The organism is Pedobacter nyackensis, assembly GCF_032678475.1.
Taxonomy (GTDB): Bacteria; Bacteroidota; Bacteroidia; order Sphingobacteriales; family Sphingobacteriaceae; genus Pedobacter; species Pedobacter nyackensis_A.
In genome coordinates this window covers 195681-213883 of the sequence record NZ_JAVTSF010000004.1, presented here as the reverse complement: position 1 = coordinate 213883, position 18203 = coordinate 195681, and the positions used below count along the sequence as shown (strand labels likewise).

Annotated in this window: 19 protein-coding genes; 11 read left to right on the top strand and 8 right to left on the bottom strand. The window is 38.1% G+C overall.

The features are described from left to right. Position 1 precedes the first annotated feature (1 nt). Positions 2-517, bottom strand: coding sequence for a DUF421 domain-containing protein (locus R2Q84_RS14950; protein WP_316817373.1), 516 nt, complete (start codon positions 515-517; stop codon positions 2-4). Between the two features lie 153 nt (positions 518-670). On the opposite strand from R2Q84_RS14950, the gene R2Q84_RS14945 reads away from it, so the two are divergent. Genes R2Q84_RS14945 through R2Q84_RS14935 form a run of 3 tightly spaced genes read left to right on the top strand, consistent with a single transcriptional unit; the run spans position 671 to position 3016 of the window. Further along, positions 671-1996, top strand: coding sequence for a polysaccharide lyase 6 family protein (locus R2Q84_RS14945; RefSeq protein ID WP_316817372.1), 1326 nt, complete (start codon positions 671-673; stop codon positions 1994-1996). A gap of 15 nt (positions 1997-2011) precedes the next feature. Continuing rightward, positions 2012-2671 (top strand): heme exporter protein CcmB, encoded by a 660-nt coding sequence (locus R2Q84_RS14940; protein ID WP_316817371.1) that lies wholly within the window; start codon positions 2012-2014, stop codon positions 2669-2671. 9 nt (positions 2672-2680) lie between these two features. Then, positions 2681-3016 (top strand): gamma-glutamylcyclotransferase family protein, encoded by a 336-nt coding sequence (locus R2Q84_RS14935; protein ID WP_316817370.1) that lies wholly within the window; start codon positions 2681-2683, stop codon positions 3014-3016. 25 nt (positions 3017-3041) lie between these two features. Here the strand turns inward: R2Q84_RS14935 and R2Q84_RS14930 are convergent, their stop codons facing one another. The 5 genes from R2Q84_RS14930 to R2Q84_RS25250 all read right to left on the bottom strand — a co-directional run bounded on the left by R2Q84_RS14930 (position 3042) and on the right by R2Q84_RS25250 (position 6621). After that, entirely contained in the window at positions 3042-3218 is a 177-nt protein-coding gene (locus tag R2Q84_RS14930; protein WP_316817369.1) for a hypothetical protein, read from the bottom strand. A gap of 22 nt (positions 3219-3240) precedes the next feature. Beyond that, positions 3241-3807 (bottom strand): DUF6934 family protein, encoded by a 567-nt coding sequence (locus tag R2Q84_RS14925; protein ID WP_316817368.1) that lies wholly within the window; start codon positions 3805-3807, stop codon positions 3241-3243. 640 nt (positions 3808-4447) lie between these two features. Continuing rightward, a complete protein-coding gene (locus tag R2Q84_RS14920) occupies positions 4448-5677 on the bottom strand; it encodes a TlpA disulfide reductase family protein (protein WP_316817367.1) in 1230 nt (409 codons plus the stop codon). 25 nt (positions 5678-5702) lie between these two features. Then, on the bottom strand, positions 5703-6164 hold the full coding sequence (locus R2Q84_RS14915) for a GNAT family N-acetyltransferase (RefSeq protein ID WP_316817366.1): 462 nt from the start codon (positions 6162-6164) through the stop codon (positions 5703-5705). Between the two features lie 58 nt (positions 6165-6222). Further along, complete coding sequence (locus R2Q84_RS25250) at positions 6223-6621, bottom strand: DUF4258 domain-containing protein (RefSeq protein ID WP_410478428.1); 399 nt, start codon at positions 6619-6621, stop codon at positions 6223-6225. A gap of 80 nt (positions 6622-6701) precedes the next feature. Here R2Q84_RS25250 and R2Q84_RS14910 point away from each other — a divergent pair, with 80 nt between their 5' ends. Both R2Q84_RS14910 and R2Q84_RS14905 read left to right on the top strand, forming a co-directional pair. Next, complete coding sequence (locus R2Q84_RS14910; RefSeq protein ID WP_316817365.1) at positions 6702-7238, top strand: dihydrofolate reductase family protein; 537 nt, start codon at positions 6702-6704, stop codon at positions 7236-7238. A 24-nt stretch (positions 7239-7262) separates the two neighbouring features. Beyond that, positions 7263-7733, top strand: coding sequence for a hypothetical protein (locus tag R2Q84_RS14905; protein WP_316817364.1), 471 nt, complete (start codon positions 7263-7265; stop codon positions 7731-7733). Positions 7734-7822: 89 nt separating this feature from the next. On the opposite strand, the gene R2Q84_RS14900 is transcribed toward R2Q84_RS14905, so the two are convergent. Together R2Q84_RS14900 and R2Q84_RS14895 are read right to left on the bottom strand one after the other, a co-directional pair. Beyond that, entirely contained in the window at positions 7823-8512 is a 690-nt protein-coding gene (locus R2Q84_RS14900) for a LytTR family DNA-binding domain-containing protein (protein ID WP_316817363.1), read from the bottom strand. Continuing rightward, on the bottom strand, positions 8509-9528 hold the full coding sequence (locus R2Q84_RS14895) for a sensor histidine kinase (RefSeq protein ID WP_316817362.1): 1020 nt from the start codon (positions 9526-9528) through the stop codon (positions 8509-8511). Before R2Q84_RS14895 ends, R2Q84_RS14900 begins: the two co-directional genes overlap by 4 nt. Before the next feature lie 153 nt (positions 9529-9681). Between R2Q84_RS14895 and R2Q84_RS14890 the strand changes: the two genes are divergently transcribed. From R2Q84_RS14890 to R2Q84_RS14865, 6 genes are all read left to right on the top strand, one after another. Next, a complete protein-coding gene (locus R2Q84_RS14890) occupies positions 9682-11055 on the top strand; it encodes a TolC family protein (protein WP_316817361.1) in 1374 nt (457 codons plus the stop codon). Positions 11056-11067: 12 nt separating this feature from the next. Continuing rightward, positions 11068-14340 carry an efflux RND transporter permease subunit gene (locus tag R2Q84_RS14885; RefSeq protein ID WP_316817360.1) on the top strand — a complete coding sequence of 1091 codons (3273 nt, stop codon included), beginning with the start codon at positions 11068-11070 and terminating at the stop codon, positions 14338-14340. A gap of 71 nt (positions 14341-14411) precedes the next feature. Next, complete coding sequence (locus tag R2Q84_RS14880) at positions 14412-15494, top strand: efflux RND transporter periplasmic adaptor subunit (protein WP_316817359.1); 1083 nt, start codon at positions 14412-14414, stop codon at positions 15492-15494. A 90-nt stretch (positions 15495-15584) separates the two neighbouring features. After that, positions 15585-16244 (top strand): cytochrome c biogenesis protein, encoded by a 660-nt coding sequence (locus R2Q84_RS14875; RefSeq protein WP_316817358.1) that lies wholly within the window; start codon positions 15585-15587, stop codon positions 16242-16244. Positions 16245-16246: 2 nt separating this feature from the next. Beyond that, entirely contained in the window at positions 16247-16465 is a 219-nt protein-coding gene (locus tag R2Q84_RS14870) for a CcmD family protein (protein WP_316817357.1), read from the top strand. Positions 16466-16613: 148 nt separating this feature from the next. After that, the gene (locus R2Q84_RS14865; RefSeq protein WP_316817356.1) at positions 16614-18035 is read left to right on the top strand and encodes a Glu/Leu/Phe/Val dehydrogenase; all 1422 of its coding nucleotides are present in this window, start codon (positions 16614-16616) and stop codon (positions 18033-18035) included. Positions 18036-18203: the final 168 nt, after the last annotated feature.

Here is an 18203-nt window from a genome sequence, read left to right as displayed (position 1 = left end):
CCTAGTTTAGGTCTCCAAGCGTTTTGTGGTGTCTTTTACGCTTGTATTGGCTTTGTTTAAGCTTGTCATCTCCACTTATGATGCTGATGTTTCCATCGGCTTCCATGATGGCAAGCTTAACATCTTTATATTTTTCTATGCCATGTTCACGGATGGCTTCTCTTAATTCTTCATTTGTAATACCTAGTTTACTGAGCATGGCGAAATCCAGGTTTCCATTGTGAATCAGGATTTCAGGCTTTTCAGTAAGTAAATCCCGTATCTTCTTGTTTTTAAACATCACTTTTTTGAGGATGTAATTGAGTGAAAATAAGATTGCGGCAGCTACGAGTCCACCCAATAAACTCGTGTTATTTCCGACCATGGCATTTTGCACAGCATTACTAATCAACAGTATCAGTACAACATCGGTTGTATTTAATTGTGAAAGTTCTTTTTTACCGGTTAAGCGGATGGCAACAAGCATAAAAGCATACACTGCCAGACTTCTAAGTATTATATCCAGGTATTGGTTCATTTGCTTAAAAAATTATATACTTCTATTTGCCATTATTGTACAGTAGAATGAATATTTAGTTGACTTCATATACATATAGAAAGACTAACTTGTTCATCTTATCGGAACTACCAAATTATGACTTTAAGAATTACAAAACAAAGATGTAAATGTTTGGCAAGCAGATTAATGATATTACTCTTTTTATTGGCGAGTAATTCGTTTACTGTTTTTGCCAGGACGATTATAGCTGCTTCTTTACCGGAATTGCAAAAAGCAATAGATAGGGCTAATGCCGGAGATGTGATTTTGCTGAAGGACGGTATTTATATCTGTACGGATAATATTCTGATTAAATGTATTGGAACCGCTGCAAAGCCGATTACTATTGCAGCACAAAATATCGGTGGAGCTGAAATAACCGGAGCTGGTGGAATTAGCATTCAAAAACCTGCAGCCTACGTTATCGTGAAAGGACTTAAACTGAGCAATGCCGCGGGAAAGAACGAGATTGGGGCCGGAGCTACTTTTTGCAGGTTTACCAGGAATATTTTTGAGACGACTGGTGATGGGAATTACTTATCTATTATTGGGAATGACCATCAGGTAGATTGTAACACCTTCCAGAATAAGCATTCGATGGGTAAGTTTATCGGTGTTAGAGGAACGGGCAAACAGATTGCTGAGCGTTTATGGATTCATCATAACTATTTTCACAACTTTTCTCAGCAGACAGGCAATGGGGCAGAGGCTGTACAGTTTGGTTTGAGTGGTTTTAGTCTTTCCTCGACTAACAGCATCTTTGAGTATAATCTGTTTGAAAATTGTGATGGTGAGAATGAATTACTCTCTGTTAAATCTTCGGCGTTAACAGTCCGTTATAATACAGTACGCGATTGTAAAGCCCATTTCACTTTAAGGCATGGTAACTTTAATAAGGTATATGGTAACTACTTTATAAATACTCCAGGTTTAAGAATTTTTGGAGATGATCATGTGATTTACAGTAATTATTTTGAAAACTGTAACCCAGCAATTAACATCGGTAATGGTGGTGCTGAAGTTGCCGATGGTGCGCCACTTACTTCCCATGATCGTCCGGACAGGGTATTGATTGCTTTTAACACCTTGATAAATAATAAAAAGAACATCGTATTGAATCCGAGAAGTCCGATAGGACTGGGCGCTGTAGACATCACTATTGCTAATAATGTAATACAGGGAGGTGAGGAGGCTGCTTTAATTAATGGGCCATTCGTGAACCCTAAATGGGAAGGAAATGTGATTTATAATGTTAAAGGACCAGGCAGTATGCCTGAAGGTAGTTTTAAAATGCTGGATCCGGAATTGGTTCATGATGCTACAGGAACGTTTCATCTTAAAGACACCGGTAAAGTAGCATTAAGAACTAAAGGTAATTATCCCTTAATTACTGCTGATATGGACGGACAAAAAGCCGGGATTTTGACTGCCGAGTTAGTGGGATATAAAGCTAAATAGTATCTTTGCCATTGAATGAATTTAGCAAGCCAGGTAAAACACTTAATTAAAAAAGAATTGCTGCTGGAATGGCGCTCGAAATATGCTCTAAATGGGGTGTTGTTGTATGTAGTATCTACCATTTTTGTATGTTTCCTATCCTTTGTAAGTATTGATCTTATTACCTGGAATGCGTTGTTTTGGATTATTATGCTTTTTGCATCAATAAATGCAGTTTCAAAGAGCTTTTTACAGGAAAGTAAAGGTAAGCAGTTATATATTTATACCATCGCAAGTCCGATAGCATTGATTATCAGTAAAACTGTTTATAATGTACTATTGATGCTTGTGCTTACAGTTATTGCGCTAACTTTTCACATGATGGTGTTTGGTAGGGTTCCTCAGGATTTACCTATGTACTTTTTGGCTACGGTTTTAGGTAGCCTGAGTTTTTCAACCGTATTTACTATGATTTCTGCCATTGCGTCAAAAGCGGGTAATGGGGGGATGCTGATGGCTATCCTTGGCTTTCCGATCATAATTCCTGTATTAGTTGTGTTGATCAAGCTGACAAAAAATGCGATTGATGGACTTGATAGGAGTGTAAGCTGGGATGAAGTAGGTATATTATTGGTGATCAATGTATTGGTGATGGCGGTGTCTTTATTGTTGTTCCCATATTTGTGGAGAGATTAAATTTACACTATGAAGGAATATCTTTTTTCTTACGGCACGCTACAAAAAGATAAGGTACAGCTGGAAACATTTGGTAGGTTATTGAACGGTTCCAACGATACACTACACGGCTATAAACTTTCAACCGTTGTGATTGTCGATGAAGATGTCCTTGCTAAAAGTGAGCAGGAAATCCATCTTCTGGCGATACCTTCTGAAGTAGCTACTGATCGAATTGATGGTGTTATCTTCGAAATTACTTATGAAGAGCTGCTTGCCGCGGATGGGTATGAGACTGATGCTTATAAAAGGGTTAAATTACAATTTGCATCGGGACAGGAAGCTTGGATTTACGTTGCGTCATAATGTGCAATTTTACTAATATAGAAATCTAGTTAGATCTTCTGATTGCATTTTCTAATTCTGCCATAAAATCATCAGCATCTTTTTTTGATCGGATTAGTTGACGCAAACTATCTGGTTGGCTGACTCCGGAGCTAGTAGATTTAAAATGGGTGGTAACCAGCTTTTTGTATTCATCTAGTTTTTTTTGAATTTTTGGATCCATAAAATAAGTATAATTAAAAGAATTAGTCCCGAAAAACATTCGTCCGGTTAAGTGTAAACATGTAATATCTATAAAGATCATGTCTTGTGCGTTTATAATCAAATGGTTCCGGTTTTGGTTTTGCAATATAGTAACCTTGTGTATCCTGCTCATAGCTACCATCTCTAAATATACGAACGTACCAATCTACTCCAATTGAGTTAAATAACGGCCTTAAATATGTTTTATTTGAACGGAATATTCTATGATATAAAGCTGCTCTTAAATCATCAGAACCATCGATTCCTATCGTTAGTTCAGGATGTAATTCTAAAAAACTTAATCCTTGAAATAAAACGGTTGAGAAGACTTTATGAATATCTGCATGTTTCAATCGGATATTGTCTATAAAGCTATCATTGCCCCCGGGGGGACCAAAGCCTAGGTTGCAAACATTAGGTAAGAATGGATCGTGTTTGTGATCAATCTTAACTAGTAGCAATTGGGTGGAACCATCCATTTGTGGTGATTCAAAAGTCATGGTTGAAAAATCATGATTTAGATTTACCGGTGGGTAGGTGTTTTCGAAATCTATTTTAATAGTCATCATTTGATTTTAAAATCATAAGAATACTTAGTTATGTCGCATCTAGTTCACTTACGAGCTTGATATTCTAGCTTCTAAAATGTTTGAACAAACGTAATTAGATCAATAATAAAGCTTTCTTATTTTGTGTAATTTGATTGAAATCGCAGCTAAATTGAATTTAGTTTCTATTTAATTTTGCAGCGTGCGTTATGAATAAGGCTAAACAGAATGTTATACTGTGAGATATGGTTTGTCGAGTATTACATTCTAGAATCATTGCAACAATTTTTTATATTTATACAAGTTATTAGTTGTAAAACGTTAAAATGGGGTTCATTTTTAGTTTACTAGCCGATTTTTTAGTTCTTTTAGTCTTTGAGATCCTTTTAGAGGGCTTTGGTTATTTGGTTAGAAGGATGTACTATTTCTTTTTTTCAGGTACCTTAAAGGAAGCCAATATATCTTATCTAAAAAAGGAGAAAATTTCAGGATTTAACTTAAGTCAGAACAAACAGGCAGGTATTGTTGTACTTGTTATGATATTTGTTATAGGTATTTGTCTAAATTCTTTTTTAGATTGAGTTGGTTCGAGTTTGCCATAGTTAAAGAGTAGAAAAACTAAATAGGTTTTTGAAGATGGATATGTCTGTTGCTCCTCTATTTACTTTAATAGCAGATTAACAGTTTTTTCAAATTCCTCCTTGTATTTCAAATAGTGTTGCCCTGTAGCTGGTCCGAAGAAATTAGTTTCTACACCACTTATTTTTCCAGTTTTATCTATAAAAACTGTGGTTGGGAAAACCTTTATATCTGTTAATTGCGGTAAGGTTTTTTCTGTCTTTTTTGGATCGGATACGGTTACACCGGTGAGCAGGATGGGATACTGGACATCAAACCTGGTCTGGAATTTTTGAAGACTCTTTTTTGAACGTTCGTTATCCGTGCTTAACTCATAAGCTAAAGCAATAATTTCTATGCCTTTATGTTTGTTTTTTCTATAGTATTCACTTAAAAAGGCAGTTTCATCCATACAGTTGGGACACCATGATCCCATGATTTGTAGGATGACTACTTTGTTCCTATAGCGCTCATCTTTAATGGATACATCGTTGCCATTTAAGTCTTTAAATTGAAAATCAGGTATACCGTTGCTACCTTTTTTTACAGTAGTTAACGGAGTAGCCGATAATACTGCCTGCTCATTTCTTGTGGCTATCCAGGTCTCGGTCCCCGAGGCTCCTGATATCAAAGTACCTTTAATCGTGTCTCCTTCAACTTTGGCTTCAAACAACATGGCATGAATCCCATCAAAGGTAGAAAGGTTAAAGGAATCACCTGAAACAGTTCCGTTTAAATACCTATAATCTCCGGATGGAGTTAAAATAGAACCTGAAACTGAATTTTTGTTCTGAACAAATTGTCCAATCGCAGGTCTTTTGGTTTGATTAGCCCGGGTAAATTCTATCGTCCATTTCCCAGCTATGTTTACAGCTACTTTTTGAGATACATTTGCTGAGGGCTTAAGTTTTGTTGAAGCTGCAAAGGGCATGATGATTTCTTTATTTTCTGCTACTCTAATCCAAAATCCATTGATGCTATCTTTCGTAATAAATTTGACTTTGAAATAAGACTCAAAAACAGGCATTTTAATAATTGCTGAATCTTTGGCCATAAGTATCGGCTCTGTTTTGAGTCGTTCGGTACCGTTGACAATATAAATAGCTAACTTTTTGCTTTCTTCCTTAACTTCAAATTGAATTGGAATGTGGCGTCCATCCGTTCGTAATAATGAGGCATGCCATTTACCGGGGTTTAAAATAGGCTGCTTTTGGGCCCATAATGTTTTAACAGACAATACGAATAGAGCAATGAATATGGTCCTCTTAATCATAATTTTACATTTAAATCTGTAGATATTAAGCAAAGTTGCAAATTTTTACGGCCGATATAATATCTGCTTCTATTCTTTCTTCAGGAATTACTTTAAATCCATTTTTTAAATAAAACTGCATCGGTGAACGGTAGGGATCTCCATTTACTTTCAAATCGTTATTGTGATCTATTACCCATCCATTCAGTTTATTGTGTTTTTGTTTTAAGCTGTTTATAAGCATTTTCCCATATCCCTTGCCTTGATGTTTTGAATGCACGAGAATGGAGAACCAAAATTCTTCATCCCTTAAAAATACTACAGCCCAAGCTATTATTTCGTTAGTATCATTAACCGATAGGTGATGTTCATAGGTATTTATACCATCAAGGAGTTTGCCGAACCTGTTATTCAAATTTTTAGGATACTCCTGGTTCCAGAGGTTATTAATTTGATTAAACTGATCAGTTGTTATTTTATTTGCTATTATAATTTCAGAAAGCATCATGTAATTTTTTAAAAAAAGTTAATTAATCTACCTTTTGTAAGTGAATGACTGGGAACGATCATTTGCAATCACAAACCCAATCTGTATCCATATCAATGACTGTGACGACAGTTTGATTATCCTTACAAGGAGAAAAGATGATTCTGACTTGCTGATTATCTCTGGTTTTTCCTTCTAAAGCATATTTTTTTCGGCAGGGATTTGTAGAGGATGTATCACTTTTAATGTAATTAATATTACCATTCTTAAGAATTTCATCTACTTCTAAAGAGTCAATAGAACGACAATTCATTCTACATTTACCATGTTTAGTGAAGATAATTTTATGAGGATTTCTATTGAATGTATTCTCCTTTGTATCGAAGTTTAGTCCTTCTGTACTCTGGGTTAAGTTGCCACATCCGGTGGAGAACACTGCTATTATTAAAAGTATCGAAAAAAGAGAAGGGGATGACATCATCTGTTATTTTGTTAACTTTATTTTTTAAAGTTAACAATTCCGTTTTAAGGATAATCAGGTAAGTAGAAAGATAGTTTATGCGAAAATTAATATTGGGGCTAGCGGTAACATTAGATGGGTACATTGAAGGGCCTAAAGGTGAATATGATTGGTGCTTTACAGATCAGGACTATGGTTTGAACGATTTTTTTGCCCGTATAGATGCTATATTTATTGGTCGGAAAAGCTATGAGATCGCCCAGCAACATGCTGATAGCAATAATGGAGAAGTGGTACCCGGGATGCCGGCATTGACTGAATACGTTTTTTCGAAAACTTTAAAGTCAGTAAAGGAAGGTGCGAAACTTATTTCGGATAATAGTATTGCCGAAGCACGAAAGATTAAAGAGCAGCCCGGCAAAGATATTTGGCTTTTTGGCGGTGCTTCGCTGACCGATGCATTTATGAAAGAAGGCCTGGTGGATGAATTATGGATGTCGGTGCACCCCATACTTCTCGGGGACGGGAAACTATTGTTCAACAAGCAAGACCACCGTACTAAACTAACACTTCTGGAAAGTAAAACTTACGAAACAGGCTTGATATCGCTCCGTTATAGTATCGATAAGGACTAAATTATAAAACGAAAACTCGTAACTATGTATCCAATACTACTTCCTTTACACTCGATGTTTCGTTGGTTGGTATTGATTATTCTCCTTTTCGCTATTTTCAGGGCATATCGTGGGAAGTTTAAAAAGGCTTCCTTTTCAAATTTTGATAACACGATTAGGATTATAACTGTAAAGATTGTACAGATCCAGTTTTGTATCGGAGTTGGTTTGTATTTACTAAGTCCAATAGTGAGATATTTCCTTAATAATTTTAAAGAGGCTGTCCACCTTAGAGAGATCAGGTTTTTTGGAATGGAACATATTACCGTGATGGTAATTGCAGTAGCCGTAATTACTATCGGATCGGATAAGGTAAGTAAAATAAGCGATGATCAGCAGAAGTATAAAACTATGGCGTTATGGTTTACCATAGGATTATTGCTGATATTGACTTCGATCCCCTGGTCATTCTCGCCGTTAACCAGTCGACCTGATTTCAGATCTTTTATTCCTTAATGCCTGTTAATTAGAATTAAACGCTGGACGGCACGGTAACTTACCTCCGGGATAGTTGTAGCGGATTGATAACAATCTTTGATGAGCTGTTAGCTTAAAAAGCGGCTCAGGTTTCTTTTATAAGTGATTCCAATAGGTATTTTCTCATTGTTTAAAATGATATTTTCACGTTCAACCTGTGCTATCTTTGCTACAGCCACGATGTAAGATTTATGTACCCGTACGAAGTGGTCCTGGGGAAGTAAGCTTTCCAGTTGATTGGTGGTGATGGAGGCAAGGTAAGATTTATCTGAAGTAAAGATTTTTACATAGTTGCCATAACTCTGTGCATAGAAGATATCTTCTGTGGATAGCTCCACGATGACACTGTCTACTTTAACTGAGATGCTGCCGCCTGCAGAGGTTGGTTTTTCCACAGGATCTAAAGCCAGAAAACGTTCTATAGATTTGACGAACCTAGGGTAGTAAATTGGTTTCAATAAATAATCAATTACACCATATTCGTAACTCTCGAGCGCAAATTCGGAATAGGCGGTGGTAAGGATAGTCCTCGGAATAATTTTTAAGGTTTGCAGCAATTCCAACCCCGAGATTTCCGGCATATCAATATCCAGAAACATCAGGTCTACAGCGTTGTTCCGTAATACGTTAAGTGTTTCTATCGCATTGTAGCACTGGTGTGTAAGTTCAAGCTGCGGGTTTTGATTGATATAATTAACCAGAACATAATGTGCAGCAGGTTCATCATCTACAATAATACATTTCTTAGGCGTATTCATGAGCTCAGTTCGACTTTCAGGTTTACGTTATATTCAGAGCCATTTGCAAAACTATCTAAATGATGTTTATTGGGATAAATGATTCTCAAGCTTTCAATAGTGTTTTTCAAACCGATTTTAGTGGAAACCACCTTTTTCTTTTTCTCTGGAATCGAATTCCTGATTTGCATGTACAGTACATCTTTCTCAACTTTAATGTCAATATCCACAAAACAATGTTCAATAGAACAGGCACCGTGTTTGAATGCATTTTCAATAAAGGTGATGAGCAACATAGGTGCGATTTTATAATTCCCGTTGTCTGTTTGATAATTGTAATCAATTTTACACCGATAACCTACTCTTTCTCTTTCCAATTCCACATAGCTGGAAATGAATTCAACTTCATCATCAACAGGAATAAACTCTTTAGTGTTGTTTTCAACCTGGTAGCGTAACAACTTAGAAACCTGCATGATCAGTTCTGATGAACGTTCCGGGTATTGTAAGCTGACACCATAAAGTGTATTGAAAGTGTTGAACAGGAAATGGGGATTGAGTTGCGCCCTTAACACATTAAGTTGTGCCTGGTTGTGTAACAGCTCTTTACTGGTTTGCTTCTTCTGTTCCCGGTAATGTTCAAGGATCTGGATGGAACCTAGAATACAAAGTAGTGTTCCGGCAAGAGTCCCTAACTGAAAATGATAGGTTTTTTGATACGATGATTTATATAAGAAACAATTCTTGTAAAGCAATTCGGTGGATACCTCATATAAAAGAATAGAGAAAACAAATAACAAGATGGCCGTTAACAGTAAATAGAGGTAAGGCTTATGTTCTTTTAAAAGAATTGGTAATAAGAAAAAACGGTTGAGCTGTGCATGACTGTACAGAATAAAAAAGTAGACAGTGCCTGTAAGAAAGCTTCTCCAGCTCGTGATAAAAATCCAATCGTTCACAGTAAATAGCAGGAAAGAGAAAATCAATATGAAAATCTCCTGTAACCATTTGCTCTCTAATATACTTTTTGGACCCATCTTAATCTTAAAGAATACAAAGTAAGGATATAATCATGTAACATAATTATATAAATGACGAATTCAATTGGTCATTTATAACGTTCATTCATCATTTAAGACATCTTTATCCCCTTGTTTCAACTTAGTTTTGAGTTCAAACTAAAGAATCAGATGTTTAAAAAGTGGCCAGTTTTTCTCCTTTTATTATTTTCCCTTCACAGTTATTCACAGACCCTCACTTTAAAAGAGGCTATTGAACTGTGTGTTTCCAACTATGGTACAATCAAAGCAAAAAGCAAATATCTTGCAGCAGCAAAGGAGACGTTTAAGCAGGTAAAGGCAGATTATTTACCTAATGTAACCTTGTCTGCCCAACAGGATTATGGAACTGTAAACGGACAAAATGGACCACTATATGGTTTTGGTGGATATGGGGTGTCATCATCAGGATTGCCGTTGCCAAAGCAAAATTGGAACGCAGCCTTTGGTGCGCTGTATCTGATAAACGTAAACTGGGAAGTTTTTTCTTTTGGCAGAATAAGGGAAAGAGTTAATCTTTCTAAGGTAGAGTCGGAGCGTTATTCCAGAGATCTGGACCAGGAAATCTTTCAGCAAAAGATAAAAATTGCAGCTGCGTATTTAAACCTGCTGGTAAATCAGCGGTTAATTGTTTCACAGGAGAAAAACCTGGAACGGGCAATTGTTTTTCACAGCATCGCAGCCACAAGAGTGAAAAATGGATTGCTGGCAGGCGTAGATTCTACATTGACCTATGCCGAGGTTTCAAGAGCGGTTATTGCACTGAATCAGCTAAAAGACCGTGCTAAAGAAGAGAACAATAAGCTTGTTGCTTTAATGGGAGTGGGTATTGAAAACTTTGTACTGGACAGCAGTTTTGTAAAACGTGTTCCAAAGGCGATTTTATCTAATCCCGTTACACTGAATCCTGTGCTCCAGTACTATAAAAGCCGGGTGGATGTCGGAAAACAATCACTTAAATTGTATAAAAGGGAATATTATCCAACAGTGAACCTGATTGGTATTTATCAGACCCGGGGATCCGGTTTTAGTGCTGATTATGCAACGAATCAACATGCTTTTTCACAGAATTACCTGGACGGCATTAATCCCAGCAGGCAGAATTACTTGTTTGGCGTTGGTCTGACCTGGAATTTAACCTCCATAGCAAAAACGGGCAAGAAAGTAAATGCACAACAGTATACCGTATCGGGTTTGCAGGATGAGTATGATGTAGTTGATCAGCAACTGAAAACGCAACTGGATGCTGCAGAGGCTAAGGTCAAATTTGCGCTGGAGAATTACAATGAGGCACCTAAACAAGTACGTGCTGCCCGGCAGGCTTATCTTCAAAAAACAACTTTGTATAAAAATGGATTGACAAACCTGGTTGATGTTACGCAAGCCCTTTATGCACTGAATCGTGCAGAAATTGATAGCGATATCATCTACACCAATGTCTGGCAGTCACTGTTGATGAAGGCAGCTGCCTACGGGGATTTCGCCTTATTTATTAATGAATTTTAATGCCGTAACTCAATGAATTTAATACGTTTTGCCCTTCGTAAACCTATTTCCATCCTAGTGCTGGTTGCCGGACTATTCTTTTTCGGAATCGGTGCTATGAGGACTATAAAAGTCGATATCCTTCCAAAAATGAACCTGCCTGTGATTTACCTGGCACATCCTTTTGGTGGTTATACACCCAACCAGATGGAGTCGTACTTCGCTAAAAACTATGTAAACATTCTTCTTTTTGCCAATGGCGTAAAATCTATTGAATCGAAAAATATTCAGGGTCTCACATTGATGAAGATCAGTTATTATGAGGATACTAATATGGCGCAGGCTGCAGCAGAACTGAGTGCGTTGTCGAACCGCATGCAGGCAGCTTTTCCTCCTGGGTCGCAGCCTCCTTTTATCATTCGCTTTGATGCTTCCTCACTTCCGGTTGGACAACTGGTATTGAGTAGTAAAACCAAAAGTAACAATGAATTGCAGGATCTTGCAAACGTTTATGTGAGGGCTTCTTTTACTTCTGTACCCGGATTGCTTTCTCCACCACCTTTTGGGGGAAGTCCAAGAACGATAGAGATCAATGTTGATCCGGTAACCTTACGGACACATAATTTAACACCTGATCAGATTGTTGAGGCAATCAGGATCAATAACCAGACTGCACCTTCCGGAAACGTGAGGATAGGGGATAAAAACTATATCACACCGACTAACAATACAATTAAGCAGGTAAAAGATTTTGAAAGGATTCCCTTGTTTAAAGGTGGCGTGCAGAATCTTTACCTGGGTGACGTAGCGACTGTTAAGGACGGTGCAGACGTGACGGCTGGTTATGCTTTAGTAAATGGAAAACGTTCTGTTTATGTGAGTATTGCAAAAGCAGGAGATGCTTCTACCTGGGAAGTAGTACAACAACTAAAGAAAAAGCTCCCTGTTATACAAAGCACTTTACCTGATGATGTACAGCTTTCTTATGAGTTTGACCAATCGGTATATGTGATCAACTCTGTAAAAAGTTTGGTTACTGAAGGGGCCATAGGGGCAGTTCTTACCGGTTTAATGGTACTGTTGTTCCTTGGCGACAGACGTGCCGCCTTGATTGTGATCCTCACAATTCCTATTTCTATAATATCATCTGTATTGCTGTTGAAACTTTTCGGACAAACGATTAACCTCATGACCTTAAGTGGTCTTGCTTTAGCTATTGGTATCCTTGTCGACGAAAGCACGGTAACCATAGAAAACATACACCAGCATCTGGATATGGGTAAACCTAAAGCGCTGGCGATATGGGATGCCTGTAAGGAAATCGCATTGCCTAAACTGTTGATCCTTTTATGTATTCTGGCCGTTTTTGCACCTGCATTTGTAATGTCCGGTATACCAGGAGCACTATTTTTACCTTTGGCCCTGGCTATAGGTTGTGCGATGCTCGTTTCTTTTTTATTGTCGCAGACCTTTGTGCCAATTATGGCCAACTGGCTGATGAAAACGCATCCGAAAATAAAACATCCGGCAGGTATAACTGATGATGAAGCAGAGTTTAATGCTTCTGGACTAACGCCTGAATCTGAAAAAGATATCATTATGCAGAAGGAAATACTGGTGCGTAATGACTTGAACAACAATGGGAAAATAGGCCCTTATGATAGATTTAGGATGAAGTTTATCGCGATGATAGACCGATTGTTTAATTTTAAGAAGCCCGTTACATTGCTCTATCTATTGGGAATTTCGGCTATAGCCATAGTTCTTTTGAATGTTATCGGGCAGGATGTTTTTCCAAAGGTAAACTCAAGTCAGTTTCAAATGAGGCTAAGGGCACCAGATGGAACGAGACTGGAAAGAACAGAAGACCAGGCAAAGCTGGTGCTTCAGGATTTAGAAAAAATGGTCGGAAAAGAACATCTCGCCATTTCTTCAGTGTATATCGGTCAGCATCCGGCACAGTTTTCTGTTTCTCCGATATACCTGTTTACTGCCGGGCCTCATGAAGCCGTTTTTCAAATTGCATTGAAAGATTACCATACTGATATGGACACTTTTAAAGATGACTTAAGAAGGCGCATAAAGAAATTATTACCTGATACGAAGATTTCTTTTGAGCCGATTGAGTTAACAGACAAAGTGTTGAGCCAGGGATCGCCAACGCCTATTGAAATCAGAATTGCCGGAAAGAACAAGAAGTTGAACGAGGAGTATGCAAATAAGATCATTGCAAAGTTAAACAAGGTTGATTACTTCAGAGATGTTCAAATCGCACAACCGATTCATTATCCGTCATTAGAAATTAATATAGACAGGGTTCGTGCTGCTCAGCTAGGGGTAGATATGACCGATATCTCCAGATCACTGATTGCATCTACATCTTCATCCAGATATACGGAGAAAAATACATGGATAGATGAAAAAGCAGGTTTGTCCTATAGTGTACAGGTACAGGTTCCTTTAGAAAAGATGATGACCGAAAATGATATGGGCGCAATACCTTTACTAAAAAATAATTCTCGACCTGTGCTGAGCGATGTCGCCGAAATAGTTCCTTCTGTTACCTACGGGGAGAATGACAATATCGGAGCAATGCCATACCTTTCAGTAACAGCTAATATTGACCATACAGATCTTGGAACTGCCGCAAAACAGGTAGGTAAGAGTATTGAAGAGCTGGGGACTTTACCTAGAGGTTTGTTTATTGAACCTATTGGATTGAGTACAGTGTTATCTGAAACGATGAATAGTCTTGAATCGGGACTGCTGGTTGCTGTAGTGGTGATCTTTCTGATGCTTTCTGCGAATTTCCAGTCGTTCAAAATCTCTTTCGTCATCCTTACTACTGTGCCTGCGGTTGTATTGGGCTCGCTGATTCTCCTGTTGCTAACCAGCTCAACCCTGAATTTACAATCTTATATGGGAATCATCATGTCTGTTGGTGTATCTATTGCTAATGCAGTGTTGCTGATTACGAATGCGGAACAACTCAGGAAACATAATGGTGATGCGGTATTGTCTGCCAGGGAAGCGGTATCATTGCGGTTGCGCCCAATCATCATGACTAGTATTGCCATGATTGCCGGAATGTTACCAATGGCAATAGGACACGGTGAGGGTGGTGAGCAGGTTTCTCCATTGGGAAGAGCTGTAATTGGTGGATTGTTGTTTTCTACATTTACCGTTTTGATTGTGCTACCAATGATTTTTGCCTGGGTAATGGGTAAGTCGACCACCGAATCAGTATCTCTCGACCCGGAAGATGAAGAGAGCAAACATTATATTTCTACTTTACCACATGCATAAAATACATTACAAGAAGATGTGCCCTGCAAAGACGCCGTCTAATAATTAAAAAACAATAAATAAATAACGAGATGAAACCTATATATATCACTACAACTGTTTTAAGTACGGCTCTTTTTTTATCAAGTTGTGCCGAAAAGCCGAAAGAAAATGTAGCCGTTGAAGCAGTTCCGAAAATAGAGACTTTTGAAGTAAGAAAAGAAAAACTGTCTACAGAGCTGATGATGCCTGCGGAGTTGGTGGGGTTTCAGCAGGTTGACTTATATGCTAAAGTAGCAAGCTTTGTAAAAGAGTTAAAAGTAGACATTGGCGCCCAGGTGAAAAAAGGGCAGTTACTGGTCGTGCTTGATGCGCCTGAAACCAGTTCTCAGCTTACTGCTGCTGAATCGCGTTTGCATTCGCAGCAATCAGTATATACTGCGAGCAACAGTACTTATAATAGGTTGTTGGAAACGAGTAAGGTAGAAGGGACAATTTCCTCGAACGACCTGGAACAGGCTGAAGCTAGAAAAAATGCAGACTTTGCACAGTTGCAGGCAGCAAAAGCAAGTTATAGAGAAGTTCAGACAATGTTAGGGTATCTTCAGATCCGCGCGCCTTTTGACGGAGTGGTTGCTTCAAGGAATGTTAATTTAGGTGCATATGTTGGTCCTTCAGGAAAAGGATCAGAATTACCTTTGTTTACGATTCAGGAACAACGTAAATTAAGGTTGTCAGTATTAGTGCCGGAACAATATGCAGGGTATTTAAGTGTAGGAGATGAAATGCACTTTACTGTCAGATCTGTATTGGGGCGGACTTTCAGTGCCAAAATTGCCCGTAAATCTGGCGCCCTGGATACTAAGCTACGCTCGGAAAAGGTAGAAATGGATGTGTCCAACTCCGCCAATATATTGTTGCCAGGAATGGTAGCTGAAGTGATGTTGCTACTAAATGCTAAAGATAGTACTTACGTGGTTCCAAAATCGGCTGTTGTAACGTCGAGTGAAGGTATATTTGTTGTCGCGGTTGAAAATAATAAGACTGTAAGGACTAAAGTTCAGAAAGGAAGAGAGTTTAAAGATAAAATTGAGATTTTTGGTCCTTTTACTGCGAAAACTATGTTGGTGAAATCGGCTTCTGAAGAAATTAAGGACGGAACGGAGTTAAAATGACTTGAAAAATGACCTCCAAACCTGATTTACATCTTTATGATAAAAATATAACCGTCAGTTATTACCTTTGTCCGAATTTAAACATATACAATGTACAAGAACTGGTGGAAAATTTTAGGGGCTTTGTTGGTTATCTATTCAACCATTGCCGGCTTTTTATCTGGCGTGCCTGAACTGCCAATTTTATATGAAAGTATAAGAAACCTTTATTTCCATGTGCCAATGTGGTTTGGAATGATTGTATTATTTAGCGTATCTGTTTATCATAGTATTAAGTTCTTAAGCAACACTAACCCTGAACATGATCTTAAGGCTGTAGAAAGCATTAATGTTGGTGTGATTTATGGTGTACTGGGGATTGTAACTGGTGCGATTTGGGCCAAATTTACATGGGGACAAGCATGGAGTTTTGATGTGAAGCAGAATTTTGCTGCCATTTCGTTATTATTATACTTTGCTTACCTGGTATTGCGCAATGCAATAGATGAGGAACAGAAAAGAGCTAAAATATCTGCTATATATAACATATTTGCCTTTCCGATGATGGTGGTATTACTTTTTGTATTGCCACGTTTGTCAGATTCCCTGCATCCGGGAAATGGGGGGAATCCAGGTTTCAATGCATACGATTTGGATAGCCGTATGCGTGCCGTATTTTATCCTGCCTGTTTGGGTTGGATTATAATAGGCTATTGGATCTATACTATTTTATACAGAGTTCGTTCATTAGAAAAAAAGAATACATTATAACCATGAAGAAATTTTCAGTTACCATTTTAATGTTGGTATTATCCCTGCAATTGTTTGCACAAAATGGTGGATCTACCATTACTGATAGCATATATGCTTCTGGTAAAATATATGTTGTTGTGGCTTGCGTCGTCTTAATTTTGTTAGGTCTGCTTTTTTTTCTGTTCACTATCGAAAAAAGATTAAAAAAATTAGAAGAAAAATCTGCTGCCAAAAACTAATTTTAAATCGTTTAATGCCTGTTTTTGCCTGTAATTTGACGTGGTGTTTCACGTACACTAAGTGATTATTCATTTGTATTAATCGTTTTTTTTAGTGCAATTTTGTGCTCATAACTGAGACTTATTTCAAATTCATAAAAAACAAATAATGGCTAATACAGCAAATGAGACAAAATTCTTTGCAGATGTCTGCAAGAATTTTGACAATGCCGCACAATTCACCTCCCATCCGGAAGGTTTGTTAACTCAAATTAAAGCTTGTAACAGTGTGTATCGTTTCCAGTTCCCAATTCGCAGGGGTAATGGGTTCGAGGTGATTGATGCATGGCGTGTAGAACACTCGCAGCACATGAACCCAACAAAGGGCGGTATCCGTTATAGCGATATGGTAAATGAGGATGAGGTAATGGCACTTGCAGCGTTAATGACTTACAAGTGTGCAATTGTAAACGTACCATTTGGCGGTGCAAAAGGTGGGATTTGTATCAATCCTAAGAATTACACTATCGGTGAGTTAGAGAACATTACCCGTCGTTATACGACAGAATTAATTAAAAAGAACTTTATCGGCCCTGGTATTGATGTTCCTGCTCCTGATTACGGAACGGGTGAACGTGAAATGAGCTGGATTGCAGATACTTATATGACCATGAACCCTGGTCAGCTTGACGCGCTTGGATGCGTTACTGGTAAACCGATTGCGTTACACGGTATACGTGGACGTAAGGAAGCTACTGGTCGCGGTGTTGCTTACGCAGTGAGGGAATGTGTAAATGTTGCAGAAGACATGGCAAAAATCGGCCTTAAGGCTGGTTTAGGTGATAAACGTGTAATTGTACAAGGATTAGGTAATGTGGGATATCATGCAGCTAAATTCCTCGCGGAGTTTGGTGCAACGGTAGTTGGCCTTTGCGAATTTGAAGGTGCAATTTACAACGAAAATGGTTTAAATATTGACGAAGTATTTGCGCATCGCAAATTGACTGGTTCTATTTTAGGCTTCCCTGGAGCTACTGAATTCAAAAATTCTATGGAAGGATTGGAACAGCCATGTGACATCCTGGTTCCTGCTGCACTTGAAAATCAGATCACAGTAAACAACATCAGAAATATCAAAGCCAGAATTATTGCTGAAGGTGCTAACGGACCTTGTACGCCTGAAGCTGAAGAGGTTTTCACAGAGATGGGCGGTATCATTATTCCAGATATGTATTGTAACGCTGGTGGTGTTACGGTTTCTTATTTTGAGTGGTTGAAAAATTTATCACACGTAGCTTTTGGCCGTATGGAAAATCGTTATGCTGAAAACTCTAACAGAAACTTAATTAATACACTGGAGAGTCTTACTGGTAAAAGTATTCCTGCTGAGCATCGTATGATGATTGTTAAAGGGGCTTCTGAGCTGGAATTAGTGAATTCTGGTCTGGAAGATACCATGATCCATTCTTACCATGAAATCAGGGAGACTTTAATGAATAAGCCAGGAATTAAAACGTTGAGAACTGCAGCTTTTGTTGGTTCTATTGACAAGATAGCGGTTTCTTATATGAACCTTGGTGTTTGGCCATAAAATTTAATCATCTTATTTCGTCCGCGATGTAGTAAAAACATCGCGGATTTTTTTTGCGCATTTGTCAGAGAACTATCAATAAACTGTCATCAAAGCGTTTTGAATGGTTTCAACGGGTTTTGGGGACTTATATTTTTTATATTTGTGAAGTTTCTTTTAAAATTTATG